Consider the following 26,701-nt stretch of genomic DNA (forward strand, 5'->3'; position numbering starts at 1 on the left):
AATTTCTTTTTCCGAGGCAAATGGATCCTTATAACGCTTGATTTAAGGGGTGAATCAGTTGACAGGTCAACTTGTTCAGTATGGACGACACCGCCAACGTAGAAGTTATGCAAGAATCAGTGAGGTTTTGGATCTTCCAAATCTGATTGAAATTCAAACAGCTTCTTATCAATGGTTTCTAGATGTAGGTTTAAAGGAAATGTTCCAGGATATTTCTCCTATTGAGGATTTTACAGGTAATTTATCGTTAGAATTCATCGATTACAGCTTAGCTGAGCCGAAGTATTCTGTAGAAGAAACAAAAGAACGCGACGTTACTTATTCTGCACCACTCCGTGTGAAAGTGCGCCTTGTTAATAAGGAAACAGGGGAAGTTAAAGACCAGGATGTATTTATGGGCGACTTCCCGCTGATGACTGAAACAGGTACATTTGTCATCAATGGTGCTGAACGGGTAATCGTATCCCAATTAGTGCGCTCACCGAGCGTTTACTACAATGGGAAAATGGATAAAAACGGTAAACTTGGGTTCTCTGCGACGGTTATTCCTAACCGTGGTGCATGGCTCGAATATGAAACTGACGCCAAGGATGTTGTGTATGTTCGAATCGATCGCACACGGAAATTACCAATTACGGTATTGATGCGTGCTCTTGGATTCGGAACGGATCAAGAAATCATTGATTTGATCGGTGACAACGAATACCTTCGCAACACTCTTGAAAAGGATAACACAGAGAGTGTAGAAAAAGCTTTACTAGAAATCTATGAGCGTCTGCGCCCGGGTGAACCACCTACTGTCGATAACGCGAAAAGTCTTTTAGTATCCCGCTTTTTTGATCCAAAACGTTATGATTTAGCTAACGTAGGACGTTATAAAATAAACAAAAAACTGCATATCAAGAACCGTTTATTCGGACAACGTATTGCAGAGACTTTGATTGATCCGGAAACAGGGGAAATCATCGTAGAAAAAGGTACAATGCTTGACCGTCGTACTCTTGATAGGATACTGCCTCATATTGAAGCTGGAATCGGATTCAAGACATTCCATCCATCCGGTGGTGTAGTGGAAGAGGAAACTCTTCTTCAACCTATTAAAGTGTTTGCACCAAACGATGCTGAAGGTGAAAAAGTGATCAATATCATCGGTAATGCCTATGTGACCGACCAGGTCAAAAACATTACACCGGCTGATATCATTTCTTCTATTAGTTATTTCTTTAATTTACTGCATGGTGTGGGAATCACGGATGACATTGACCATTTAGGTAACCGTCGTCTGCGTTCTGTTGGTGAATTGCTGCAAAACCAATTTAGAATTGGTTTATCTCGTATGGAGCGTGTCGTTCGTGAAAGAATGTCAATTCAGGATACGAATACAATCACTCCGCAGCAACTAATTAACATTCGCCCAGTTATTGCATCCATTAAAGAGTTCTTTGGAAGCTCACAGCTTTCTCAATTCATGGATCAAACGAACCCATTGGCTGAATTGACGCATAAACGTCGTCTATCAGCATTGGGACCTGGTGGTTTGACACGTGAGCGTGCTGGATTTGAAGTACGTGACGTTCATTATTCCCACTATGGCCGTATGTGTCCGATTGAAACGCCAGAGGGACCAAATATTGGTTTGATTAACTCATTATCCAGTTTTGCAAAGGTGAACCCATATGGCTTCATTGAAACACCATATCGTCGTGTGGACCCTGAAACTGGTCGTATTACAAGCCAAATCGATTACTTAACAGCTGATGAGGAAGATAACTATGTAGTTGCCCAAGCGAATGTACGTCTATCAGATGACGGATCATTCCTTGACAATGATGTTGTTGCACGTTTCCGCGGTGAAAATACCGTTGTTCCGCGTGACCGCGTAGACTACATGGATGTATCCCCTAAACAAGTTGTATCTGCTGCGACAGCATGTATTCCTTTCTTGGAAAATGATGACTCCAACCGTGCACTTATGGGAGCGAACATGCAACGTCAAGCAGTACCTTTGCTACAACCGGAAGCACCTCGTGTCGGAACGGGCATGGAATATGTTTCAGCGAAAGACTCCGGTGCTGCTGTCATCTGTAAACACCCAGGTATTGTAGAACACGTGGAATCACGTGAAGTATGGGTACGCAGGGTAAGTGAAGTTGACGGACAGCAAGTAAAAGGAAATCTTGATAAATACCGTCTATTAAAATTCATTCGTTCTAACCAAGGAACGTGCTATAATCAACGCCCTATCGTCAGTGTTGGCGACAACGTTGTCAAAGGTGAGATTCTTGCTGATGGTCCTTCAATGGAAAAAGGTGAGTTAGCACTTGGACGTAACGTATTAGTTGCCTTCATGACATGGGATGGATATAACTATGAAGATGCCATCATCATGAGCGAACGATTGGTTAAAGATGATGTGTACACTTCTATTCATATTGAAGAATATGAATCTGAATCACGCGATACAAAATTAGGGCCTGAAGAAATCACTCGTGATATCCCTAATGTAGGGGAAGATGCGCTTCGTAATCTTGATGAGCGCGGAATTATCCGTGTTGGTGCAGAAGTAAAAGACGGAGACCTTCTAGTTGGTAAAGTCACGCCTAAAGGTGTAACGGAATTGACTGCTGAGGAACGTTTATTACATGCAATCTTCGGTGAAAAAGCACGTGAAGTAAGAGATACATCACTTCGTGTACCTCACGGCGGCGGCGGAATCGTTCTTGATGTTAAAGTATTTAACAGAGAAGATGGCGATGAACTTCCTCCTGGTGTAAACCAACTTGCACGTGTATATATTGTTCAAAAACGTAAAATCCATGAAGGCGATAAAATGGCTGGACGACATGGTAACAAAGGGGTAATCTCCAGGATTCTTCCTGAAGAAGATATGCCTTATTTACCAGACGGCACTCCAGTCGACATCATGTTAAACCCATTGGGTGTACCTTCACGTATGAACATCGGTCAGGTGTTGGAGCTTCACTTAGGTATGGCTGCACGCGCACTTGGCATTCATGTAGCATCACCTGTATTTGATGGTGCTACTGAGGAAGACGTTTGGGGCACGATTGAAGAAGCCGGGATGTCCCGTGATGCAAAAACTGTCCTTTACGATGGCCGTTCAGGTGAAGCATTCGATAACCGTGTATCCGTTGGTGTCATGTATATGATCAAACTGGCACATATGGTCGATGATAAACTTCATGCACGTTCAACTGGACCTTACTCCCTTGTTACGCAACAACCACTTGGTGGTAAAGCGCAATTTGGCGGACAGCGTTTCGGTGAGATGGAAGTATGGGCACTTGAAGCTTATGGTGCTGCTTATACATTACAAGAAATCTTAACCGTTAAATCAGATGATGTCGTGGGTCGTGTTAAAACATACGAAGCGATTGTCAAAGGTGAAAATGTTCCTGAACCTGGTGTTCCAGAGTCCTTCAAAGTATTGATTAAGGAACTTCAAAGTTTAGGGTTGGATGTTAAAATTCTTAATGCCGAAGATCGTGAAATCGAAATGCGTGATTTGGAAGATGAAGAAGAAGGCAACCAAAGTGACAAATTAAACCTTGATGCAGAAACAAAAGATATGGTTGCTTCCGAAGTAGGGGCACCTGTCAAAGAATAAAATTAAATATAAACATATCGAGTTATAAATTATCCGCTCTGACTGGCAGCAAGATGTTTCTTTGAATATCCTGCTGCCTTGTTAGAGCCTTATTGATTCAATCAACCATCATCCGGTGTAGATTGCCTGATACTAAGACGGCAATCAAGGGTTAAACCTGGAGATTAAAAGGGAGGTAGGCCCCTTGTTAGACGTTAATAATTTTGAGTATATGAAAATTGGTCTTGCTTCACCAGACAAGATTCGTTCTTGGTCACATGGAGAAGTTAAAAAACCAGAAACAATCAACTATCGTACGCTAAAGCCAGAAAAAGACGGTTTATTCTGTGAGAGAATTTTTGGACCTCAAAAGGACTGGGAATGTCATTGTGGAAAATATAAACGTGTTCGTTATAAAGGCGTAGTATGTGACCGTTGTGGCGTTGAAGTCACTCGGGCTAAGGTACGTCGTGAACGTATGGGTCATATTGAACTGGCAGCCCCAGTTTCACACATTTGGTATTTCAAAGGAATCCCTAGCCGTATGGGACTTGTTCTTGATATGTCTCCACGTGCATTGGAAGAAGTTATTTACTTTGCATCTTACGTAGTAACTGAAACGGGCGATACAACTTTAGAAAAGAAACAGCTTCTTTCTGAAAAGGAATATCGTACATACCGTGAAAAATACGGTAAGAAGTTCCAAGCTGCGATGGGTGCGGAAGCTATTAAAAAACTTTTACAAGACATTGATACGGAAAAAGAAGTAGAGTCGTTGAAAGAGGAGCTTAAAACAGCTCAAGGACAACGCAGAACCCGTGCAATCAAACGCTTGGAAGTTCTTGAAGCATTCCGTAACTCAGGTAATGAGCCTTCATGGATGATCCTTGACGTGCTTCCGGTCATTCCACCGGAACTTCGTCCAATGGTACAACTTGATGGCGGCCGTTTTGCCACATCTGATTTAAATGATTTATATCGCCGTGTTATTAACCGTAATAATCGGTTGAAAAGATTACTGGACCTTGGAGCACCAAGCATTATCGTTCAAAATGAGAAACGTATGCTTCAGGAAGCTGTCGATGCTCTTATCGATAATGGTCGTCGTGGCCGTCCTGTAACTGGACCAGGTAACCGTCCGTTAAAATCTTTATCTCATATGCTAAAAGGTAAACAAGGTCGTTTCCGTCAAAACCTTCTTGGTAAACGTGTTGATTATTCTGGCCGTTCCGTTATCGTAGTTGGACCAAACTTAAAGATGTACCAATGTGGTCTTCCGAAAGAAATGGCGATTGAATTATTCAAACCATTCGTTATGAAGGAACTCGTTCAAAGAGGTCTAGCGCATAACATCAAATCTGCTAAGCGTAAAATTGAACGTTTATCTCCTGAAATATGGGATGTCCTGGAAGAAGTAATTAGAGAACATCCAGTACTATTGAACCGTGCACCGACTCTTCATAGACTTGGTATCCAAGCATTTGAACCAACGTTGGTTGAAGGTCGCGCAATCCGTTTGCACCCACTCGTATGTACAGCTTATAACGCTGACTTTGATGGTGACCAAATGGCGGTCCATGTTCCTCTATCTTCTGAAGCTCAAGCCGAAGCACGCATGCTTATGCTTGCAGCACAGAACATTTTGAATCCGAAAGATGGTAAACCTGTCGTTACACCTTCTCAAGATATGGTATTAGGTAACTATTACTTAACGTTGGAAAGAGAAGGCGCTATCGGTGAGGGTATGATCTTTAAAGATACAAGTGAAGCATTACTTGCATACCAAAACGGATATGTACACTTACATTCCCGTTGTGCCGTACATGCATCGTCACTAAATAATGAAACATTCACTGAAGAACAAAACGGCCAACTTCTTATTACGACTGTTGGTAAATTGATCTTCAATGAAATTTTACCTAAATCATTCCCGTATATTAACGAACCGACACGATATAATTTGGAAACCAAAACTCCAGAGAAATATTTTGTGGAAAAGGGCGCTAATATTCCTGAATTGATTAAGGCTCAACCAGCAATTGATCCTTTCAAGAAAAAAATTCTTGGAAATATCATTGCGGAAGTCTTTAAACGCTTTAAAATTACCGAAACATCCAAAATGCTTGACCGGATGAAAGATCTTGGATTCAAATATTCGACAAAAGCTGGTATTACCGTTGGTGTGGCTGACATTGTCGTTTTAAAAGAAAAACAAGAAATCATTACTGAGGCTCAAACTAAAGTGGATAACGTCTTGAAACAATTCAGACGTGGTCTAATTACTGAGGATGAGCGTTATGACCGCGTTATCTCCATTTGGAGTGCTGCCAAGGATACCATTCAATCTAAACTTATGGATTCACTGGACAGACGCAACCCGATCTTCATGATGAGTGATTCCGGTGCCCGTGGTAATGCATCTAACTTTACGCAGCTTGCGGGTATGCGTGGATTGATGGCCAACCCGGCTGGACGTATCATTGAATTACCGATCAAATCAAGTTTCCGTGAAGGTTTAACAGTGTTGGAGTACTTTATCTCCACACATGGTGCGCGTAAAGGTCTTGCCGATACAGCGCTTAAAACAGCCGATTCCGGTTACCTTACTCGTCGACTTGTTGACGTTGCCCAAGATGTCATCATCCGTGATGACGATTGTGGAACGGACCGCGGCTTGAAAATTTCAGCCTTGAGAGAGGGTACTGAAATAATCGAGCATCTTGAAGAACGCCTAGTAGGCCGTTATGCAAGAAAAGCGATCAGACATCCGGAAACAAATGAAGTAATTGTGGCTGAAAATGATCTTATTACTGAAGATCTTGCTAATTATATTGATTCACTTGGAATTGAAACAGCATGGATCCGTTCTGCCTTTACATGTAACACCAGCCATGGTGTATGTAAAAAATGTTATGGACGCAACTTGGCTACAGGTCAAGAAGTTGAAGTGGGCGAAGCAGTCGGTATTATTGCCGCTCAATCAATCGGAGAACCTGGTACACAGTTAACGATGCGTACATTCCATACTGGTGGGGTTGCTGGGGATGATATCACTCAAGGTCTTCCTCGTATCCAAGAAATATTTGAAGCAAGGAACCCTAAAGGTCAAGCCGTCATATCAGAAATCGAAGGTACGGTTGTGTCGATTAATGAAATTCGTGATAAACAACAGGAAATCGTTGTTCAAGGAGCAGTTGAGTCACGCACATATACTGCACCGTACACAGCGCGCCTAAGAGTTACTGTTGACACTCCTGTCCGTCGTGGTGAAGAGTTAACAGAGGGTTCCATCGACCCGAAAGAATTGTTGAAAGTTACGGATGTACTTACTGTTCAGGAATACCTGTTGCATGAAGTGCAAAAAGTATACCGGATGCAAGGGGTTGAAATCGGTGATAAACACATCGAGGTAATGGTTAGACAAATGATGCGTAAAGTCCGTGTACTTGATGCGGGTGAAACGGAAGTTCTTCCAGGTACATTATTGGATGTTAACCAGTTCACTACTGCAAACACAGATGCATTGCTGACTAACAAATTGCCAGCTACAGGACGCCCTGTATTACTTGGTATTACAAAAGCATCTCTAGAAACGGATTCGTTCTTGTCTGCCGCGTCATTCCAAGAAACAACTAGAGTCTTGACTGATGCAGCAATAAAAGGAAAACGTGATGAGCTGCTTGGACTTAAAGAAAATGTCATCATTGGTAAACTTGTCCCTGCAGGAACAGGAATGCTTCGATACAGAAAAGCAAACCCTGTTGTTGTTGGTGACGAAAGTGCCGATACAGTAACAGTGGACTAAAGGAAAAAGGACCAGCTCAATAATTGAAACTGAAACCATCACTCCTATATTCCATTGGAGTGATGGATCAGAATTTATTGAGCTGGTCTCTCTTCTTATTATTCACAAATGACTAATTCAGGTTGAGGAACAGTTATTATTTCCTGAAGGCAAGATGTAAATCTTAATAGAATTGTGTAAGGAAAACCTTTTGCTAAAATTAATTTTTTGAAAGAAGTTGACAGTATCAGACTAATAATGATACTATAGCAAAGGTGCTCCTATGTTACCCTGTAACTTTGGAGGATATGGACCATGTCTTATGAAAAAGTAATACAGGCAAAGTCAGTGATTATAGGGACGAAACAAGCAGTTAGAGCTCTTAAAAACAATTTAATTCAAGAAGTTATCATCGCTGATGATGCAGATATATACTTGACTGGGCGTGTCATTGAGACCGCTAAAGAATTGGATGTTCCTATCACATATGTTGATTCGATGAGAATGCTTGGCAAAGCATGTGGTATTGATGTCGGAGCAGCAACTGTTGCCATTAAAAAGTAAAAATGTTTTTGCAATATTATTTGCAAAGACTTTGTTTTTACCCATTTATGAACCACCTGGATGTGTGGTACTAGAAATGAAAACGTGAAGGGAGGAAAAATGTAATGCCTACTATTAATCAATTAGTGCGTAAAGGACGCGAGTCTAAAGAGGTTAAATCAAAATCTCCAGCACTTAACAAAGGCTACAACAGCTTTAAAAAAGCACAAACTAACGTATCATCTCCGCAAAAACGTGGTGTTTGCACTCGTGTGGGAACTATGACACCGAAAAAACCAAACTCCGCGTTACGTAAATATGCGCGTGTACGTTTAACAAACGGTATCGAGGTAACAGCTTATATCCCAGGTATCGGTCACAACCTACAAGAACACAGCGTGGTTCTTATCCGTGGCGGTCGTGTAAAGGATTTACCAGGGGTACGTTATCATATCGTTCGTGGTGCTCTTGATACTGCTGGAGTTAACAATCGTATGCAAAGCCGTTCTAAATACGGTACTAAGCGTCCGAAAGCAGCAAAAAAATAATTTCAAACAAAAATTAAACTTTCTTGAAAGGAGGAAATATAATGCCTCGTAAAGGACCTGTAACGAAAAGAGACGTATTACCAGATCCGATTTATAATTCTAAACTTGTGACTCGCTTAATCAACAAATTAATGGTTGATGGACAAAGAGGTAAATCACAAAAAATTCTTTACTCTGCATTTGATTTAATCAAAGAACGTACTGGCAATGAATCAATCGAAGTTTTCGATCAAGCACTTAAAAACATCATGCCGGTATTAGAAGTAAAAGCACGCCGTGTAGGTGGAGCTAACTACCAAGTACCAGTTGAGGTGCGTCCAGACCGCAAATCAACTCTAGGACTTCGTTGGTTAGTGAAATACTCTCGTCTTCGTGGAGAAAAAACGATGGAAGAGCGTTTAGCTTATGAAATCATGGACGCTGCTAACAATACTGGAGCAGCAGTTAAGAAACGTGAAGATACACACAAAATGGCTGAAGCTAATAAAGCATTCGCTCATTATCGCTGGTAAAATATATCACTATAAAATCCTTATAAAAGGAAGGAGAAAGACAAATGGCAAGAGAGTTCTCCTTAGCAAACACTCGTAATATCGGTATCATGGCTCACATCGATGCTGGTAAAACGACAACAACAGAACGTGTTCTATATTACACTGGTAAAATTCATAAAATTGGTGAAACACACGAAGGTGCTTCACAAATGGACTGGATGGAACAGGAACAAGAACGCGGAATCACGATCACATCCGCTGCAACAACTGCACAGTGGAAAGGTCACCGTGTAAACATCATCGATACACCAGGACACGTAGACTTCACAGTTGAAGTTGAACGTTCTTTGCGTGTACTTGATGGAGCTGTAGCTGTACTTGATGCCCAATCAGGTGTTGAGCCTCAAACTGAAACAGTTTGGCGCCAAGCTACAACTTACGGAGTACCACGTGTCGTATTCGTAAATAAAATGGACAAAATCGGTGCGGATTTCCTTTACTCAGTTGGAACAATCCATGACCGCCTGCAAGCTAATGCTCACCCAGTTCAGTTGCCAATCGGCGCTGAGGATCAATTCTCTGCAATCATTGACCTTATTGAAATGAAAGCTCATTTCTATGCCAATGATCTAGGAACTGATATCACTGTTGGTGAAATTCCTGAAGAGCATCGCGAGCTAGCTGAAGAGTACCGTGAAAAGTTAATCGAAGCAGTAGCAGAAGTTAATGAAGACTTAATGGAAAAATACCTTGGCGGCGAAGAAATCAGCATTGCTGAATTAAAAGCAGCTATTCGTACAGCAACTGTTAACGTTGAATTCTTCCCAGTTATCTGTGGATCAGCTTTCAAAAACAAAGGTGTTCAATTAATGCTTGATAACGTTATCGACTTCCTTCCATCTCCATTAGATGTACCGGCTATCAAAGGTACTCTACCGGATACAGAAGATGAAGTAGAACGCCACTCAGATGATTCTGAACCGTTCTCGGCTTTAGCGTTCAAAGTTATGACTGACCCTTACGTTGGTAAACTTACATTCTTCCGCGTGTACTCAGGTACATTAGAATCAGGTTCTTATGTAATCAACTCAACAAAAGGTAAACGTGAGCGTATTGGACGTATCCTTCAAATGCACGCAAACAGCCGTGAAGAAATCTCAACTGTATATGCAGGTGATATCGCTGCTGCTGTTGGTTTGAAAGATACTACTACCGGTGATACTCTATGTGACGACAAGAACCAAGTTATTCTTGAATCCATGGTATTCCCAGAGCCAGTTATCTCACTTTCTGTTGAACCGAAATCAAAAGCAGACCAAGACAAAATGTCTCAAGCTTTACAAAAGCTACAAGATGAAGATCCAACATTCCGTGCGCATACTGACCAAGAAACTGGTCAAACGATCATCGCTGGTATGGGTGAGCTTCACTTGGACATCCTTGTTGACCGTATGCGTCGTGAATTCAAAGTGGAAGCAAACGTTGGTGCTCCTCAAGTAGCATACCGTGAAACTTTCCGTGGTTCAGCTAAAGTTGAAGGTAAATTCGTTCGCCAATCAGGTGGTCGTGGACAATTCGGACACGTATGGATTGAATTTGGTCCAAACGAAGAAGGTAAAGGATTCGAATTTGAAAATGCTATCGTCGGTGGTGTAGTACCACGTGAATATATCCCTGCTGTACAAGCTGGATTAGTTGATTCACTTGACCGTGGTGTACTTGCTGGTTACCCGCTAGTCGACATTAAAGCAAAATTATTTGACGGTTCTTACCATGACGTTGACTCCAACGAAATGGCATTTAAAATTGCTGCATCAATGGCACTTAAAAATGCTGCTTCTAAATGTAAACCAGTTATCCTTGAACCAATCATGAAAGTGGAAGTTGTAATTCCTGAAGATTACCTAGGCGACATCATGGGAGATATCACATCTCGTCGTGGTCGCGTAGAAGGTATGGAAGCTCGCGGTAACACGCAAATGGTTAAATCCATGGTTCCACTATCTGAAATGTTCGGATATGCTACTTCTTTACGTTCTAACACACAAGGACGCGGAACATTCTCTATGCACTTCGATCATTATGAAGAAGTACCTAAGAGCATTTCTGAAGAAATCATCAAAAAAAATAAAGGTGAATAATTGATTTTCATCTCTTATTAAAGTATAACTATCTTATGTAAGCTGTGATGGAAGAATTAGTCTTCTTTCACAGCGCTATATACTTAATCTTTTATTTATAATTTTAAGGAGGAATTCCTAATGGGAAAAGCTAAATTTGATCGTTCAAAACCGCACGTTAACGTTGGAACAATTGGTCACGTTGACCATGGTAAAACAACTCTAACAGCTGCAATCACAACTGTACTTGCTAAATCTGGTGGCGCAGAAGCTCGCGCTTATGACCAAATCGATGGTGCTCCAGAAGAAAGAGAACGTGGTATCACAATCTCTACTGCACACGTTGAGTATGAAACAGCTACTCGTCACTATGCACACGTTGACTGCCCAGGACATGCTGACTATGTTAAAAACATGATCACAGGTGCTGCACAAATGGACGGCGGTATCCTAGTAGTATCTGCTGCTGATGGCCCAATGCCACAAACTCGTGAGCACATCCTTCTTTCTCGTCAAGTAGGTGTACCATTCCTTGTAGTATTCATGAACAAATGCGACATGGTTGATGACGAAGAACTTCTTGAATTAGTAGAAATGGAAATCCGTGATCTTCTATCTGAATACGAATTCCCTGGCGATGACATTCCAGTTATCAAAGGATCTGCACTAAAAGCTCTTCAAGGAGATGCTGCTTGGGAAGAAAAAATTCATGAATTAATGGCAGCTGTTGACGAGTATATTCCAGAACCAACTCGTGACACTGATAAACCATTCATGATGCCAGTTGAGGATGTATTCTCAATCACTGGTCGTGGAACAGTTGCAACTGGCCGTGTTGAGCGTGGACAAGTTAAAGTCGGTGACGTTGTTGACATCATCGGTTTCAACGAAGAGTCTAAACCAACAACAGTAACTGGTGTTGAAATGTTCCGTAAACTTCTTGACTATGCTGAAGCTGGTGACAACATCGGTGCACTACTTCGTGGTGTATCCCGTGAAGATATCCAACGTGGACAAGTACTTGCTAAACCAGGTACAATCACTCCACACACAAAGTTCAAAGCTGAAGTTTATGTTCTTTCTAAAGAAGAAGGTGGACGTCACACTCCATTCTTTACAAACTACCGTCCTCAGTTCTACTTCCGTACAACTGACGTAACTGGTATTTGTAACCTTCCTGAAGGCGTAGAAATGGTTATGCCTGGAGACAACATCGAAATGACTGTAGAACTTATCGCTCCTATCGCTATCGAAGAAGGTACTAAATTCTCTATCCGTGAGGGTGGACGTACTGTAGGCGCTGGTGTAGTTGCTACAATCACAGAGTAATTGATTCATAAAACAATATTGGAAGGGACGCCTTCCGGGAGAAGCAGATGGGACGCCATCTGCTTCTTTTTATTTTCTAAAGGTTTTTCATTCTTTTCTTCTATAATATTGATAAAAACATTAGTGAATTTATTATGTTTCATGAGGATTTTCGAATTGAAGAAAATGGATATGAAAGACCGTGTAGAATGTACTTGTAAATACTTGTGATAGTATGTATAATAATAAAAGTGTGTTGCACAAGAAATGTTTAAGTTTAACTTGCATTCTACTTGTGTTTTATGTATAATAGACAATGTTGGTCTTTGACTGCGATGATATGGAAGGTTGCTGACACACCCGGCCGCTTTGCCATGGCGAGTGTGTGGGAAATTTCCGTTGAGAAGGTCTATTCTAAAATAGGCGAAAAGGAGGGAAAATTATGGCAAAACAAAAAATTCGTATCCGTTTAAAAGCATATGATCACAGAATTCTTGATCAATCTGCTGAGAAAATTGTTGAAACTGCAAAACGTTCTGGTGCGGCTGTATCTGGTCCAATTCCATTACCTACTGAAAGATCGGTATACACGATCCTACGTGCGGTTCATAAATACAAAGATTCTCGTGAACAATTCGAAATGCGTACGCATAAACGTCTAATCGATATCGTTAATCCAACTCCACAAACAGTTGATTCATTGATGCGTTTAGATTTACCATCAGGCGTTGACATTGAAATCAAATTATAATTCATATAAATATGAACAATTACTCTAGGAGGTGTGACTTATGACCAAAGGAATCTTAGGAAGAAAAATCGGTATGACTCAAGTTTTTGCTGAAAACGGTGAACTTATCCCGGTAACAGTTATCGAAGCTGCTAACAACGTGGTACTTCAAAAGAAAACTGTTGAAACTGATGGCTATGAAGCAGTTCAAGTTGGTTTTGAAAACAAACGTGAAAAGCTTTCTAACAAACCTGAAAAGGGCCATGTTGAAAAAGCAAATACTACTCCTAAGCGCTTCATTCGCGAATTCCGCGGAACGGATCTTACTGAATATGAGATCGGTCAAGAAGTCAATGTTAGTATTTTCGCTGAAGGCGATTTAGTAGATGTATCAGGAATTTCAAAAGGTAAAGGGTTCCAAGGCTCTATCAAGCGTCATGGACAATCCCGCGGACCGATGTCTCATGGTTCTCGTTACCACCGTCGCCCAGGTTCAATGGGTCCTGTAGCTCCAAACCGCGTATTCAAAGGTAAACTATTACCAGGACGTATGGGTGGAGAGCAAATCACTGTTCAAAACTTAGCTATCGTTAAAGTTGATGTTGAACGTAACCTACTATTGATCAAAGGTAATGTACCTGGTGCTAGAAAAGCATTGATCAAAGTTAAATCTGCTGTTAAAGCGAAGTAATTTCTAAGAAAGGAGGAGCAATAGAATGCCAAAAGTTACATTGTTCAACCAAACAGGTTCACAAGTTGGCGACATCGAACTAAATGAATCCATCTTTGGTATCGAACCTAATAATCATGTATTATTTGAAGCGATCATTATGCAAAGAGCTTCCTTACGTCAAGGAACTCATAAAGTTAAAAACCGTTCTGAAGTTGCAGGCGGTGGACGTAAACCTTGGAAACAAAAAGGAACTGGACGTGCGCGTCAAGGTTCTATCCGTTCTCCACAATGGCGTGGCGGTGGCGTTGTTTTTGGACCAACTCCAAGATCTTACGCTTACAAGCTACCTAAAAAGGTACGTCGTTTAGCTATTAAATCTGCATTGTCTGCAAAGGCATTGGAAGAGAACATTTTGGTACTTGAAAGCTTGTCTTTCGAAGCTCCAAAAACAAAAGAATTTGTAGCAGTACTTAAAAATCTTTCTGTTGATACTAAAACGTTAGTTGTTACTGACGGTTTAGATGAGAAAGTTGCTCTTTCTGCACGTAACATCCCTGGTGTTACTGTAGTTGAAGCTGTTGGTCTTAACGTTCTTGATGTTGTTTCACACAACAAATTGATCTTGACTAAATCAGCTGTCGAAAAAGTAGAGGAGGTGCTTGCATAATGGATGCACGCGATATCATTAAGCGCCCCGTAATCACTGAACGCTCTTCAGACATAATGGCTGAAAAAAAATATACTTTTGAAGTTGATGTTAGAGCTAACAAAACTCAAGTTAAAGATGCTGTTCAAGAAATTTTCGGCGTTAAAGTTGAGAAAGTAAACATCATGAACTACAAAGGTAAATTTAAACGTATGGGCAAACATGCAGGCTATACTAACAAGCGCCGTAAAGCTATTGTTAAATTAACTGCTGACAGCAAAGAAATCGAGCTATTCGAGGCTTAATTCATTAGAGAAGGAGGGAAATACAAATGGCGATTAAGAAGTATAAACCTACCTCTAACGGTCGACGTAATATGACAACTTCCGATTTTGCTGAGATTACTACAGACAAACCGGAAAAATCATTACTTGCTCCTTTACACAGCAAAGGCGGCCGTAATAACCAAGGTAAGTTAACAGTTCGTCATCAAGGTGGCGGCCACAAGCGTCAATACCGTATCATCGATTTCAAACGGAATAAAGATGGTATACCAGGACGCGTTGCTACTATTGAGTACGATCCAAATCGTTCTGCAAACATTGCATTAATTAATTACGTTGATGGAGAAAAACGTTATATCCTAGCTCCAAAAAACCTAGAAGTAGGTATGGAGATCATGTCAGGTCCAGAAGCTGACATTAAAGTGGGTAACGCTCTTCCTCTTATTAACATCCCAGTTGGTACAGTAATTCATAACATCGAACTTAAACCAGGAAAAGGTGGACAATTAGTCCGTTCAGCAGGAACTTCTGCTCAAGTACTTGGTAAAGAAGGACGTTATGTACTTGTACGTTTAAACTCAGGTGAGGTTCGTATGATTCTTGCTACTTGCCGTGCTTCAATCGGTCAAGTTGGTAATGAACAACATGAACTTATCAACATTGGTAAAGCTGGACGTAACCGTTGGTTAGGTAAACGCCCAACAGTTCGTGGATCAGTAATGAACCCGAATGATCACCCGCACGGTGGTGGTGAAGGTAAAGCTCCAATCGGACGTAAATCACCAATGTCTCCATGGGGTAAACCAACTCTTGGATTCAAAACTCGTAAGAAGAAAAATAAATCCGATAAATTTATCGTACGTCGTCGTAAAAAATAACGGGATTGACCTACGGTTCATATATAGAACCGTAGAACAGTCACGAAGGGAGGTACTCGCATGGGTCGTAGCTTAAAAAAAGGGCCTTTTGTTGATGATCATTTATTGGTAAAAGTTGAAAAATTAAATGAAGCTGACAAGAAACAGGTAGTAAAAACTTGGTCTCGTCGCTCAACAATCTTCCCGCAATTCATCGGACATACAATCGCTGTTTATGACGGTCGTAAGCATGTGCCGGTTTATGTAACTGAAGATATGGTAGGTCACAAACTAGGCGAATTCGCGCCTACACGCACTTATAAAGGTCACGCAAGTGATGACAAGAAAACAAGACGTTAATGAGAGGAGGGCATCTCATGCAAGCAAAAGCTGTCGCTAGAACAGTTCGTATTGCTCCTCGTAAAGTGCGTTTAGTCGCAGATTTAATTCGAGGAAAACAAGTAGGTGAAGCAGTAGCGATTCTTCGCTTAACACCAAAATCTGCTTCTCCAGTCGTAGAAAAAATTCTGAAATCTGCTATCGCAAATGCAGAACATAACTACGAAATGGATATTAATAACCTAGTCGTTTCAGAGGCATACGTTAACGAAGGACCAACATTAAAACGTTTCCGTCCACGCGCTCAAGGTCGTGCGAGTGCAATTAACAAACGTACTAGTCATATTACAATCGTTGTATCAGAAAAGAAGGAGGGGTAATCTGTGGGTCAAAAGGTAAATCCAATCGGTATGCGTATCGGGATAATCCGTGACTGGGAATCCAAATGGTACGCTGATAAAGACTACGCAGTTCTTTTGCATGAAGACATCAAAGTTCGTGAATATATCGCGAAACGTTTAAATGATGCTTCTGTATCCAAAGTTGAAATCGAACGTGCAGCTAACCGCATCAATGTATCTGTCCACACTGCTAAACCAGGAATGGTTATCGGTAAAGGCGGTACTGAAGTTGAAGCACTTCGTAAAGCTTTGAACCAGTTGACTGGCAAAAGAGTTCATATCAATATCATTGAAATTAAAAGAGCAGATCTTGACGCAAAATTGGTTGCTGAAAACATCGCTCGTCAATTAGAAAACCGTGTTTCATTCCGTCGCGCTCAAAAGCAAGCTATCCAACGTACTATGCGTTCTGGAGCAAAAGGAATCAAAACACAAGTTTCTGGTCGTCTTGGCGGTGCTGATATTGCTCGTGCTGAACATTACAGCGAAGGAACAGTTCCACTTCACACACTTCGTGCTGACATAGATTATGCTCATGCTGAAGCAGATACTACTTACGGTAAGCTAGGCGTGAAAGTTTGGATCTACCGTGGAGAAGTTCTTCCTACTAAGAAGAAATCTGAGGAAGGAGGAAAATAATATGTTATTGCCAAAACGCGTAAAATACCGTCGTGAACACCGCGGTAAGATGAGAGGGATGGCTAAGGGCGGCACTGAAGTTCATTTTGGAGAATTTGGACTTCAAGCTCAAGAAGCTTCCTGGATCACTAACCGCCAAATCGAAGCTGCTCGTATTGCGATGACTCGTTATATGAAACGTGGAGGAAAAGTTTGGATCAAAATTTTCCCAAGCAAACCTTACACAGCTAAGCCGCTTGAAGTACGGATGGGTTCCGGTAAAGGTGCTCCTGAAGGTTGGGTAGCAGTAGTTAAACCGGGCAAAGTATTGTTTGAAATCTCTGGTGTATCTGAAGAGGTGGCAAGAGAAGCATTGCGCCTTGCAGCACACAAACTTCCAATCAAATGTAAGTTTGTAAAAAGAGAGGAAATTGGTGGTGAAACAAATGAAAGCTAATGAAATCAAAGATCTAACCACTGCTGAAATTGAACAAAAACTAAAATCTCTTAAAGAAGAACTATTTAATCTTCGTTTCCAGTTAGCTACTGGACAACTTGAAAATACAGCTCGCATCCGTGAAGTTCGCAAATCGATTGCTCGTATGAAGACAGTTGTTCGTCAAAGAGAGATCGGTGTCACTAATCGATAATGAATGGAGGTTTGCAGAATGAGCGAACGCAACCAACGCAAAATCTACACTGGCCGCGTAGTATCCGACAAAATGGATAAAACCGTAACAGTTGTTGTAGAAACCTATAAAACGCATTCTTTATACGGTAAACGCGTGAAATACTCTAAAAAGTTAAAAGCTCATGACGAGCTAAACGAAGCTAAAGCAGGCGACGTAGTACGTATCATGGAAACTCGTCCACTTTCAGCTACAAAGCGCTTCCGTCTTGTAGAAGTTGTAGAAAAAGCAGTAATCATTTAATATAGTTCGGATTAGCTAATTCCGAAGGGAGGTACCGTACATGATTCAACAAGAATCTCGTTTAAAAGTCGCTGACAATTCAGGTGCTCGTGAAGTGCTAACAATTAAAGTCCTAGGTGGTTCTGGCCGTAAAACTGCAAACATCGGTGATATCATCGTTTGTACAGTTAAACAGGCAACACCAGGAGGCGTTGTTAAAAAAGGTGAAGTCGTTAAGGCTGTTGTTGTCCGTACAAAACGTGGTATGCGTCGTCCTGACGGTTCTTACATTCGTTTTGATGAAAACGCATGTGTAATTATCCGTGACGATAAGAGCCCACGTGGAACTCGTATTTTTGGACCTGTTGCTCGTGAATTACGTGACAACAGTTTCATGAAGATCGTTTCTCTAGCTCCAGAAGTTCTATAATATGTAAAATTTGTATAAAGCCTTTCAAGGAGGTGCCAAGCTAATGCATGTTAAAAAAGGTGACAAAGTCGTAGTCATCTCTGGTAAGGACAAAGGCAAACAAGGAATCATTCTTTCTGCATATCCGAAACAAAATCGTGTGCTTGTTGAAGGAATTAACATCGTGAAAAAGCATTCCAAGCCATCTCAACTTAATCCACAAGGTGGAATTATCAGCAGAGAAGCTGCTATTCACGTATCCAATGTAATGCCACTTGATCCTAAATCAGGTAAACCGACTCGTGTTGGATATAAGATTGAAAATGGTAAAAAAGTACGCGTAGCTAAAATATCAGGTGAAACTTTAGATAAATAAGTCATAAATGAAGGGAGGTACACTAAGCAATGAGCCGCCTTAAAGAAAAATTCAAAAGTGAAATTACACCATCATTGATGGGTAAATTCAACTATCAATCAGTAATGCAAGTACCAAACATTGAGAAAATCGTTATTAACATGGGTGTGGGTGACGCAGTATCTAACTCGAAAGCTTTAGATACAGCTGTTGAAGAACTTACATTGATCACTGGTCAAAAACCAGTTATAACAAAAGCTAAAAAATCAATCGCAGGCTTCCGTTTGCGTGAAGGTATGCCTATCGGAGCGAAAGTTACATTACGTGGAGAACGTATGTATCAATTCCTTGATAAGCTAGTATCTGTATCTTTACCACGTGTACGTGATTTCCGTGGCGTTTCAAAGAAATCCTTTGACGGACGTGGGAACTATACATTGGGTGTTAAAGAACAACTTATCTTCCCTGAGATTGATTACGATAAAGTGAGCAAAGTTCGTGGTATGGATATCGTTATCGTAACGACTGCCAACACTGACGAAGAAGCTCGTGAACTACTTACTCAAGTTGGAATGCCGTTCCAAAAGTAATCTCTAAATAAAGGGAGGCGAAATCGTGGCTAAAAAGTCTATGATCGTAAAGCAAAAACGCGAACAAAAGTTTAAAGTACAAGAATACACACGTTGCGAACGTTGCGGACGTCCACATTCAGTACTACGTAAATTTAAACTTTGTCGTATTTGTTTCCGCGAACTTGCATATAAAGGACAAATTCCTGGCGTTAAAAAAGCTAGCTGGTAAAACCCGAGTTTGGGAAGGAGGTAAAATATAATGGTCATGACAGATCCTATTGCAGATATGCTTACTCGCATCCGTAATGCGAATATGGTTCGTCACGAAAAACTAGAAGTTCCTGCTTCAAAGATCAAGAAAGAAATTGCTGAGATCTTAAAGCGTGAAGGCTTCGTACGTGACTTTGAATTAATCGAAGACAACAAACAAGGTATCATCCGTATCTTCTTAAAATACGGTGCAAACAACGAACGTGTTATTACTGGTCTAAAACGTATCAGCAAACCTGGTTTGCGTGTATATGCAAAAACTGGTGAAGTACCACGCGTTCTAAACGGTTTAGGTATTGCAATTGTTTCTACTTCTCACGGAGTTTTAACAGACAAGGAAGCTCGCTCTAAACAAGCTGGCGGAGAAGTTTTAGCATACGTTTGGTAATACATTTTCACAAGAATGGAGGTGCACAATATGTCTCGTATAGGTAAAAAACCTATTGAAATCCCTGCAGGCGTAACAGTTACTATTAACGGAAGTGAAGTAACTGTTAAAGGACCTAAAGGTGAATTAACTAGATCATTCAGTCCTGATCTTACAATCGTTGTTGAAGAGAACGTGTTAACTGTTACACGTCCGTCTGATGAGAAGACTCACCGTTCTTTACACGGTACTACTCGCGCACTTATCTCTAACATGGTTGAAGGTGTATCAAAAGGATTTGAAAAATCACTTGAACTTATTGGGGTTGGGTACCGTGCACAAAAGCAAGGTACTAAGCTTATCCTTAACGTAGGATATTCTCACCCTGTAGAAATAGAGCCAGAAACTGGTGTTGAAGTCGAAGTTCCTTCTAATACAAAAGTAATCATCAAAGGTGCAAGCAAAGAACGTGTAGGAGCTCTAGCAGCTAATATCCGTGATGTTCGCCCACCTGAGCCGTATAAAGGTAAAGGGATTCGTTACGAAGGCGAATTCGTTCGTCGTAAAGAAGGTAAAACTGGTAAGTAATGCCGCATAAGTAAACGAAAGGAGTGACGTAAATGATTACGAAGCTTGATAAAAATGCTACTCGTCAGAAAAGACATGCGCGTGTACGTGCTAAGCTTTCTGGAACAGAAGCTCGTCCTCGTTTAAATGTGTTTCGTTCAAACAAACACATTTACGCACAATTAATTGACGATGCAAAAGGCGTAACATTAGCAAGTGCTTCAACTCTTGATAAAGAGATCGGTATCGAAGCTAGTAGCAATGCTGAAGCAGCTCAAAAAGTTGGCGAACTTATTGCGAAACGTGCTGTTGAAAAAGGTTTCAAAGCTGTGGTATTTGACCGCGGTGGTTACCTCTTCCATGGTCGTGTTAAAGCATTGGCTGACGCTGCTCGTGAAAACGGCTTAGAATTTTAACGGATAAGGAGGGACATAACAGATGCGTAGCATTGATCCTAATAAATTAGAACTTGAAGAACGCGTAGTTACAGTAAATCGTGTAGCTAAAGTTGTAAAAGGCGGACGTCGTTTCCGTTTCACTGCACTAGTTGTTGTTGGTGATAAAAATGGTCATGTTGGATTTGGTACTGGTAAAGCTCAAGAAGTTCCGGATGCAATCCGTAAAGCTATTGAGGATGCTAAGAAAAATCTAATTACTGTACCAATGGTTGGAACTACAATTCCTCACCTTGTGAACGGTCGCTATGGCGCAGGTCACATTCTATTGAAACCAGCTTCTGAAGGTACAGGAGTAATTGCTGGTGGTCCTGTTCGTGCGGTACTAGAATTAGGCGGAGTTAGCGATATCTTGTCTAAATCACTAGGTACTAATACACCTATTAATATGGTTCGCGCAACAATCGAAGGATTGAAGCAATTGAAACGTGCTGAAGACGTAGCTAAGTTACGTGGAAAATCAGTACAAGAACTGTTAGGATAAGGAGGGAAATCGAATTATGGCTAATAAATTAGAAATCACCCTCACTCGCAGCTTGATTGGTCGTCCTGAAGATCAACGTGTTACAGTTAACACTTTGGGTTTACGCAAAATGCATCAAACGGTTATTCAAGAAGATAACCCTGCAATTCGCGGTATGATTACCAAAGTTGCTCATCTTGTTACTGTAAAAGAACAATAAAATAATTTTTAACTTAACAAGGAGGTGCCAACATGAAACTTCATGAGTTAAAAGCTGCAGAAGGTTCTCGTAAAGAACGTAAACGTAAAGGTCGCGGTATTGGATCTGGTAACGGTAAAACAGCAGGTAAAGGACATAAAGGACAAAACGCTCGCTCCGGCGGCGGTGTGCGTCTTGGATTTGAAGGGGGTCAAACTCCTCTATTCAGACGTTTGCCTAAACGTGGATTTACCAACATTAACCGTAAAGACTATGCTATCGTGAATCTTGATACGTTAAATCTTTTCGAAGACGGTACTGAAGTAACACCAGCTCTTTTACTTGAGACTGGGGTTGTAAGTAAAGAAAAAGCAGGAATCAAAATTCTTGCAAAAGGAAGCATTGAGAAAAAGCTTACTGTTAAAGCTCACAAATTCTCGTCTACTGCTAAAGAAGCTATCGAAGCTGCTGGCGGTAACACAGAGGTGATCTAATGTTTCGCACGATCTCCAATTTTATGCGCGTGGGTGAAATAAGGAATAAGATTATTTTTACCCTCCTAATGTTAATCGTCTATCGCATCGGTACATTTATACCTGTACCGCATGTGAATGCCGATTTTCTCGCTGAACAGGACCAGCTGAGCGTCATCGGTCTTTTAAATACCTTTGGCGGCGGAGCACTGCAAAACTTTTCTATTTTAGCGATGGGTATCATGCCATACATTACGGCATCTATCATCGTTCAACTATTACAGATGGATGTTGTTCCTAAGTTCACTGAATGGTCTAAACAAGGAGAAGCAGGGCGCCGTAAATTAGCTCAATTCACTCGTTACTTCACTATTATCCTAGGATTCATCCAAGCTTTGGGTATGTCCTATGGGTTCAATAATATGTCAGGTGGCCAGTTGATTGAAAACCCTGGAATTGCAACATACTTGCTTATTGCGACTGTCTTAACGGCAGGAACAGCTTTTCTTTTGTGGTTAGGGGAGCTGATCACTGCTAAGGGTGTGGGTAATGGGATTTCCATCATCATCTTTGCGGGTATCGTAGCTAGTTTGCCAAATACGGCAAACCAGATTTACGCCCAACAATTTGAAAATGCCGGAGATCAATTATTCTTACGAATCATAACGATTATCCTCATTGTATTAGCAGTATTAGCAATCGTGGTTGCTGTTATCTTCATTCAGCAGGCATTGCGTAAAATTCCTATTCAGTATGCCAAACGTGCTGCGGTAGGTCGTACACAAATGGGTGGTCAGTCCACACATTTACCATTGAAAGTAAATGCTGCGGGGGTTATTCCGGTAATCTTTGCAATGGCATTTATCATCACTCCTACTACAATCGCATCTTTCTTTGGAAAGAACAGCGTGACTAGTTGGATCTCAACAAATCTTGATTATACCAAGCCAATTGGCATGATCATTTATGTTGCTCTTATTATTGCTTTTGCGTATTTTTATGCATTTATCCAGGTTAATCCTGAACAAATGGCTGAGAATTTGAAAAAGCAAGGTGGCTATGTGCCCGGGATTCGTCCTGGTAAGAGTACACAAGAATATTTAACACGTGTTTTATACCGCTTAACGTTTGTAGGCTCTATATTCTTAGCCATCATTGCCGTTTTACCGGTATTTTTCATTAAGCTTGCTGATCTGCCTCAATCTGCACAGATTGGCGGCACTAGTTTGCTAATCATAGTAGGGGTTGCCCTTGATACGATGAAACAGCTGGAATCACAACTTGTGAAGAGACACTATAAAGGCTTTATAAAGTAATGAGTTTTGGGAACGGCTTGTTCCCTTTACCCATTATAGAGTTTGAGGGGGAAGAAAATTGTATCTAGTGTTAATGGGTCTGCCGGGTGCTGGTAAGGGCACTCAAGCTGAACAAATCGTAGAAAAATATAATATCCCTCATATCTCTACTGGAGATATGTTCCGAACAGCTATAAAAGATGGAACAGAATTAGGTCTAAAGGCTAAATCATTTATGGATAAAGGCGAATTGGTACCTGATGAAGTTACCATCGGCATCGTCCGTGAGCGTTTAAGCAAGGAGGACTGCCTAAAAGGATTTTTGCTTGATGGATTTCCACGTACTGTGGCACAAGCAGATGCACTTGAAAGCATCCTTACTGATTTAGATCGCAAAATAAATTTTGTCATTAATATCGATGTTGATAAAAGCATCTTAATGGAAAGATTGACAGGTCGTCGTATTTGCAAATCATGTGGTGCGACATATCACCTTGTATTCAATCCTCCTGCTAAAGATGATGTATGCGACCGCTGCGGCGGAGAATTATATCAACGTGCTGACGATAATGCAGAAACGGTTCAAAATCGCTTAGATGTGAATTTGAAACAAACCAAGCCACTTCTTGATTTCTACGGAGATAAAGGATACTTGGTCAACATTAACGGACAGCAAGATATTAACAAGGTATTTGAAAATATTGATGTGTTACTTGGTGCTTTGCAAAATTAATCATCTGTATTGATTTATGAAATTCATACCATTTTTACACCTTACCAGTTAAACTTGGTGCATTCCTTTAATACAAAGGGTATAATGGATTTCGCGAGAGCATTCGCACATTTATTAATCAGGTTCTTGTACTTGGTATTCCCTGAATTGGGCGATTACTTTATAAGTGATCTTCATGGACATATCCGGTCGGCAAAATTGATGAAGAAATGCAGTGACTCTATAGGGATTCCTAAAGAGTCGTGATATAGAGGGTTGAAAGAAGCTATGTCAGGCGTGCGCCTTTCAAACATCTCCCATGCTATTCAAACCTATGTCGAGACTAATTGCTTCTCTATTTCGAGAGTATGTCGGTCACGGAATCGGTCAAGACTTACATGAGGACCCATAAATTCCTCATTTCGGTCCAACTGATAAAGGTCCTCAGTTAAAGCCTGGTTCTACAAAATGGTGAATACTTGATGCAGAATTGTAAGACTTATGAGGATAATTGGACTGTAGTAATGTTGACGGAAAGATGTGTACCTTTAATAGGTTCACGCATAGAGAAGGGAGAATCACTTTAATGGCGAAAGATGATGTAATTGAAGTAGAAGGCACAGTACAAGAGACTTTGCCAAATGCAATGTTTAAGGTAGAATTAGAAAATGGTCATACTGTTTTAGCTCATGTATCCGGTAAAATTCGTATGCACTTTATTCGCATTTTGCCTGGAGATAAAGTTACGGTTGAGCTTTCCCCGTATGATCTAACTCGCGGCAGAATCACATACCGGTTCAAATAATCCGGTTACGCTCCGATCTGTATAAGGAGGTTAGATAGCAATGAAAGTCAGACCATCAGTCAAACCAATCTGCGAAAAGTGTAAAGTTATCCGCAGAAAAGGTAAAGTTATGGTTATTTGCGAAAACCCTAAACATAAACAAAAACAAGGCTAAATAGAAGGAGGTGCACTCAAGCATGGCACGTATTGCTGGAGTAGATATTCCCCGTGACAAACGTATTGTTATCTCATTAACATATATATATGGTATTGGAAAACAAACAGCGATCAAAGTTCTTGCAGAAGCAGGTGTTTCTGAAGAAACTCGCGTTCGTGACTTAACGGAAGACGAATTGAATAAAATTCGTGATATCATTGACAAGCTTAAAGTAGAAGGCGACCTTCGTCGTGAAATCTCCCTAAACATCAAACGTTTAATGGAAATCGGTTCTTACCGTGGTTTACGTCACCGTCGTGGTCTTCCTGTTCGCGGTCAAAATACAAAAAACAATGCTCGTACGCGTAAAGGACCTCGTCGTACTGTAGCTAACAAGAAAAAATAATTAGTAAAGGAGGTTACTTTTCATGGCACGTAAAACTAATACACGTAAACGTCGTGTGAAAAAGAATATAGAAACTGGTATTGCACATATTCGTTCAACATTCAATAACACTATCGTTACGATCACTGACTCTCATGGTAATGCTATTTCATGGTCAAGTGCTGGAGCACTAGGATTCCGTGGATCTCGTAAATCCACTCCATTTGCTGCACAAATGGCTGCTGAAACAGCTGCTAAAACATCAATTGAACATGGTATGAAAACTCTTGAAGTTACAGTTAAAGGACCTGGTGCTGGACGTGAAGCTGCTATTCGTGCACTTCAAGCTGCCGGCCTAGAAGTAACTGCAATTAAAGATGTAACTCCAGTTCCACATAACGGATGCCGTCCACCAAAACGTCGCCGTGTTTAATTTTTCTGTATAGATTTTGTATTCCTGTCAATAATGGGATATAATACTGAGTTTGCGTTCTTACAGAGGATTAATTTTCAGTTGTTGCGCACAGCGGGAACGTATACATGGGGAATTTCGGTAAAGTGACTTGTTTACTTTCCGGGGTTTTGACGTTTTGAAGGAGGGTTTATTGATGATCGAAATAGAAAAACCAAAAATCGAAACGGTTGAAATCAACGACGATACCAAATTCGGTAAATTCGTCGTAGAGCCACTAGAGCGTGGGTATGGTACTACATTGGGTAACTCCTTACGTCGTATTCTTTTATCCTCACTCCCAGGTGCTGCTGTCACAGCTATACAAATTGATGGAGTGCTACATGAGTTCTCAACAATTGAAGGCGTCGTGGAAGATGTAACATCTATCATTCTTAATGTGAAAAAACTAGCTCTTAAGATTTACTCTGATGAAGAGAAGACGCTGGAAATTGACGTTCAAGGTGACGGAGTCATCACGGCTGCTGATATCACTCATGATAGTGATGTAGAAATTCTTAATCCGGATTTATATATTGCTACAATTGGTAAAAACGGTCATATGCGTATGCGTTTATCTGCACGTCGCGGCCGCGGCTACACTCCTGCTGTTCAAAACAAGAGAGAAGATCAGCCAATTGGTGTAATTCCAATCGATGCTCTTTACACTCCAGTTTCACGCGTATCTTTCCAGGTTGAAAATACACGTGTTGGACAGTTGTCTAACTTTGACAAGTTAACGTTCGATGTTTGGACTGATGGCAGTACGGGTCCGCAAGAAGCGGTAGCACTTGGAGCTAAGATTTTGACGGAGCATTTGAATATCTTTGTTGGGTTAACCGATGAAGCTCAAAATGCTGAAATCATGGTGCATAAAAAGGAGGAGTATTCGAATGACTAGACAACTAATTTTAGAACGGGCCG

At 40.9% G+C, this 26,701-nt stretch carries 34 protein-coding genes and 2 pseudogenes; all 36 read left to right on the forward strand.

Annotated features, from left to right (window positions below; translation table 11 throughout):
* Nucleotides 1-58 precede the first annotated feature (58 nt).
* Nucleotides 59-3,628, forward strand: a complete 3,570-nt coding sequence (gene rpoB / locus ACQKMH_RS26575; RefSeq protein WP_427590307.1) for a DNA-directed RNA polymerase subunit beta — start codon at nt 59-61, stop codon at nt 3,626-3,628.
* A gap of 184 nt (nt 3,629-3,812) precedes the next feature.
* Nucleotides 3,813-7,412, forward strand: a complete 3,600-nt coding sequence (gene rpoC / locus ACQKMH_RS26580; RefSeq protein ID WP_427590308.1) for a DNA-directed RNA polymerase subunit beta' — start codon at nt 3,813-3,815, stop codon at nt 7,410-7,412.
* A 294-nt stretch (nt 7,413-7,706) separates the two neighbouring features.
* A complete protein-coding gene (locus ACQKMH_RS26585) occupies nt 7,707-7,955 on the forward strand; it encodes a 50S ribosomal protein L7ae-like protein (protein ID WP_207439802.1) in 249 nt (82 codons plus the stop codon).
* A 104-nt stretch (nt 7,956-8,059) separates the two neighbouring features.
* Complete coding sequence (rpsL, locus tag ACQKMH_RS26590; protein ID WP_230161718.1) at nt 8,060-8,482, forward strand: 30S ribosomal protein S12; 423 nt, start codon at nt 8,060-8,062, stop codon at nt 8,480-8,482.
* A gap of 41 nt (nt 8,483-8,523) precedes the next feature.
* Nucleotides 8,524-8,994 carry a 30S ribosomal protein S7 gene (gene rpsG, locus ACQKMH_RS26595; RefSeq protein ID WP_034305035.1) on the forward strand — a complete coding sequence of 157 codons (471 nt, stop codon included), beginning with the start codon at nt 8,524-8,526 and terminating at the stop codon, nt 8,992-8,994.
* A 44-nt stretch (nt 8,995-9,038) separates the two neighbouring features.
* Complete coding sequence (gene fusA, locus ACQKMH_RS26600) at nt 9,039-11,117, forward strand: elongation factor G (protein WP_427590309.1); 2,079 nt, start codon at nt 9,039-9,041, stop codon at nt 11,115-11,117.
* A 120-nt stretch (nt 11,118-11,237) separates the two neighbouring features.
* The gene (tuf, locus tag ACQKMH_RS26605; RefSeq protein ID WP_427590310.1) at nt 11,238-12,425 is read left to right on the forward strand and encodes an elongation factor Tu; all 1,188 of its coding nucleotides are present in this window, start codon (nt 11,238-11,240) and stop codon (nt 12,423-12,425) included.
* A gap of 421 nt (nt 12,426-12,846) precedes the next feature.
* Nucleotides 12,847-13,155 carry a 30S ribosomal protein S10 gene (gene rpsJ, locus ACQKMH_RS26610; RefSeq protein WP_019244375.1) on the forward strand — a complete coding sequence of 103 codons (309 nt, stop codon included), beginning with the start codon at nt 12,847-12,849 and terminating at the stop codon, nt 13,153-13,155.
* Between the two features lie 40 nt (nt 13,156-13,195).
* Nucleotides 13,196-13,825 (forward strand): 50S ribosomal protein L3, encoded by a 630-nt coding sequence (rplC, locus tag ACQKMH_RS26615; protein ID WP_076372869.1) that lies wholly within the window; start codon nt 13,196-13,198, stop codon nt 13,823-13,825.
* A gap of 25 nt (nt 13,826-13,850) precedes the next feature.
* On the forward strand, nt 13,851-14,474 hold the full coding sequence (gene rplD, locus ACQKMH_RS26620) for a 50S ribosomal protein L4 (RefSeq protein WP_053349064.1): 624 nt from the start codon (nt 13,851-13,853) through the stop codon (nt 14,472-14,474).
* Nucleotides 14,474-14,758, forward strand: coding sequence for a 50S ribosomal protein L23 (rplW, locus tag ACQKMH_RS26625; protein WP_034305023.1), 285 nt, complete (start codon nt 14,474-14,476; stop codon nt 14,756-14,758). The genes rplD and rplW overlap by 1 nt, the downstream gene beginning before the upstream one ends.
* 26 nt (nt 14,759-14,784) lie before the next feature.
* Nucleotides 14,785-15,615: a 50S ribosomal protein L2 gene (rplB, locus tag ACQKMH_RS26630; protein WP_427590311.1), complete on the forward strand. Its 831-nt coding sequence runs from the start codon at nt 14,785-14,787 to the stop codon at nt 15,613-15,615.
* A 60-nt stretch (nt 15,616-15,675) separates the two neighbouring features.
* Complete coding sequence (gene rpsS, locus ACQKMH_RS26635) at nt 15,676-15,954, forward strand: 30S ribosomal protein S19 (RefSeq protein ID WP_034305018.1); 279 nt, start codon at nt 15,676-15,678, stop codon at nt 15,952-15,954.
* Between the two features lie 17 nt (nt 15,955-15,971).
* Nucleotides 15,972-16,313, forward strand: coding sequence for a 50S ribosomal protein L22 (rplV, locus tag ACQKMH_RS26640; RefSeq protein ID WP_061440384.1), 342 nt, complete (start codon nt 15,972-15,974; stop codon nt 16,311-16,313).
* A gap of 3 nt (nt 16,314-16,316) precedes the next feature.
* Nucleotides 16,317-16,973, forward strand: a complete 657-nt coding sequence (gene rpsC, locus ACQKMH_RS26645) for a 30S ribosomal protein S3 (RefSeq protein ID WP_034305014.1) — start codon at nt 16,317-16,319, stop codon at nt 16,971-16,973.
* A 1-nt stretch (nt 16,974) separates the two neighbouring features.
* On the forward strand, nt 16,975-17,409 hold the full coding sequence (rplP, locus tag ACQKMH_RS26650; RefSeq protein WP_053349061.1) for a 50S ribosomal protein L16: 435 nt from the start codon (nt 16,975-16,977) through the stop codon (nt 17,407-17,409).
* Nucleotides 17,399-17,602 (forward strand): 50S ribosomal protein L29, encoded by a 204-nt coding sequence (gene rpmC, locus ACQKMH_RS26655; protein ID WP_034305010.1) that lies wholly within the window; start codon nt 17,399-17,401, stop codon nt 17,600-17,602. The genes rplP and rpmC overlap by 11 nt, the downstream gene beginning before the upstream one ends.
* Nucleotides 17,603-17,620: 18 nt before the next feature.
* The gene (gene rpsQ / locus ACQKMH_RS26660; protein ID WP_427590312.1) at nt 17,621-17,884 is read left to right on the forward strand and encodes a 30S ribosomal protein S17; all 264 of its coding nucleotides are present in this window, start codon (nt 17,621-17,623) and stop codon (nt 17,882-17,884) included.
* 40 nt (nt 17,885-17,924) lie between these two features.
* Nucleotides 17,925-18,293 carry a 50S ribosomal protein L14 gene (gene rplN / locus ACQKMH_RS26665; protein WP_034305005.1) on the forward strand — a complete coding sequence of 123 codons (369 nt, stop codon included), beginning with the start codon at nt 17,925-17,927 and terminating at the stop codon, nt 18,291-18,293.
* A gap of 43 nt (nt 18,294-18,336) precedes the next feature.
* A complete protein-coding gene (gene rplX / locus ACQKMH_RS26670; RefSeq protein ID WP_230161698.1) occupies nt 18,337-18,648 on the forward strand; it encodes a 50S ribosomal protein L24 in 312 nt (103 codons plus the stop codon).
* A 29-nt stretch (nt 18,649-18,677) separates the two neighbouring features.
* Nucleotides 18,678-19,217, forward strand: coding sequence for a 50S ribosomal protein L5 (rplE, locus tag ACQKMH_RS26675; RefSeq protein WP_048677889.1), 540 nt, complete (start codon nt 18,678-18,680; stop codon nt 19,215-19,217).
* Nucleotides 19,218-19,242: 25 nt separating this feature from the next.
* Nucleotides 19,243-19,428, forward strand: coding sequence for a type Z 30S ribosomal protein S14 (locus ACQKMH_RS26680; protein WP_034304998.1), 186 nt, complete (start codon nt 19,243-19,245; stop codon nt 19,426-19,428).
* A gap of 30 nt (nt 19,429-19,458) precedes the next feature.
* Nucleotides 19,459-19,857 (forward strand): 30S ribosomal protein S8, encoded by a 399-nt coding sequence (rpsH, locus tag ACQKMH_RS26685; protein ID WP_061440388.1) that lies wholly within the window; start codon nt 19,459-19,461, stop codon nt 19,855-19,857.
* A 30-nt stretch (nt 19,858-19,887) separates the two neighbouring features.
* Nucleotides 19,888-20,424: a 50S ribosomal protein L6 gene (gene rplF, locus ACQKMH_RS26690; protein WP_427590314.1), complete on the forward strand. Its 537-nt coding sequence runs from the start codon at nt 19,888-19,890 to the stop codon at nt 20,422-20,424.
* 32 nt (nt 20,425-20,456) lie between these two features.
* Nucleotides 20,457-20,819, forward strand: a complete 363-nt coding sequence (rplR, locus tag ACQKMH_RS26695) for a 50S ribosomal protein L18 (RefSeq protein ID WP_053349055.1) — start codon at nt 20,457-20,459, stop codon at nt 20,817-20,819.
* 22 nt (nt 20,820-20,841) lie between these two features.
* Nucleotides 20,842-21,342, forward strand: coding sequence for a 30S ribosomal protein S5 (gene rpsE, locus ACQKMH_RS26700; protein WP_034304987.1), 501 nt, complete (start codon nt 20,842-20,844; stop codon nt 21,340-21,342).
* Between the two features lie 16 nt (nt 21,343-21,358).
* On the forward strand, nt 21,359-21,541 hold the full coding sequence (gene rpmD / locus ACQKMH_RS26705) for a 50S ribosomal protein L30 (RefSeq protein WP_076372857.1): 183 nt from the start codon (nt 21,359-21,361) through the stop codon (nt 21,539-21,541).
* A 32-nt stretch (nt 21,542-21,573) separates the two neighbouring features.
* Nucleotides 21,574-22,014, forward strand: coding sequence for a 50S ribosomal protein L15 (gene rplO / locus ACQKMH_RS26710; protein ID WP_034304982.1), 441 nt, complete (start codon nt 21,574-21,576; stop codon nt 22,012-22,014).
* Entirely contained in the window at nt 22,014-23,309 is a 1,296-nt protein-coding gene (gene secY / locus ACQKMH_RS26715; RefSeq protein WP_230161694.1) for a preprotein translocase subunit SecY, read from the forward strand. The genes rplO and secY overlap by 1 nt, the downstream gene beginning before the upstream one ends.
* Nucleotides 23,310-23,367: 58 nt before the next feature.
* Nucleotides 23,368-24,021, forward strand: coding sequence for an adenylate kinase (locus tag ACQKMH_RS26720; RefSeq protein WP_427590315.1), 654 nt, complete (start codon nt 23,368-23,370; stop codon nt 24,019-24,021).
* Nucleotides 24,022-24,191: 170 nt separating this feature from the next.
* A pseudogene (locus ACQKMH_RS26725) lies at nt 24,192-24,544 on the forward strand (M24 family metallopeptidase); the annotation flags it as partial.
* A gap of 42 nt (nt 24,545-24,586) precedes the next feature.
* Nucleotides 24,587-24,805, forward strand: a complete 219-nt coding sequence (infA, locus tag ACQKMH_RS26730; RefSeq protein ID WP_028390440.1) for a translation initiation factor IF-1 — start codon at nt 24,587-24,589, stop codon at nt 24,803-24,805.
* A 40-nt stretch (nt 24,806-24,845) separates the two neighbouring features.
* A complete protein-coding gene (gene rpmJ / locus ACQKMH_RS26735) occupies nt 24,846-24,959 on the forward strand; it encodes a 50S ribosomal protein L36 (RefSeq protein WP_003156543.1) in 114 nt (37 codons plus the stop codon).
* A 22-nt stretch (nt 24,960-24,981) separates the two neighbouring features.
* Nucleotides 24,982-25,347, forward strand: a complete 366-nt coding sequence (gene rpsM / locus ACQKMH_RS26740; RefSeq protein WP_053349050.1) for a 30S ribosomal protein S13 — start codon at nt 24,982-24,984, stop codon at nt 25,345-25,347.
* 22 nt (nt 25,348-25,369) lie between these two features.
* A complete protein-coding gene (gene rpsK / locus ACQKMH_RS26745; RefSeq protein ID WP_028390438.1) occupies nt 25,370-25,759 on the forward strand; it encodes a 30S ribosomal protein S11 in 390 nt (129 codons plus the stop codon).
* Nucleotides 25,760-25,934: 175 nt separating this feature from the next.
* Nucleotides 25,935-26,657 (forward strand): annotated as a pseudogene (locus tag ACQKMH_RS26750) (DNA-directed RNA polymerase subunit alpha); the annotation flags it as partial.
* Between the last annotated feature and the right edge of the window lie 44 nt (nt 26,658-26,701).

This window comes from Peribacillus sp. NPDC097895, assembly GCF_050277555.1.
Classification (GTDB): Bacteria; Bacillota; Bacilli; order Bacillales; family DSM-1321; genus Peribacillus.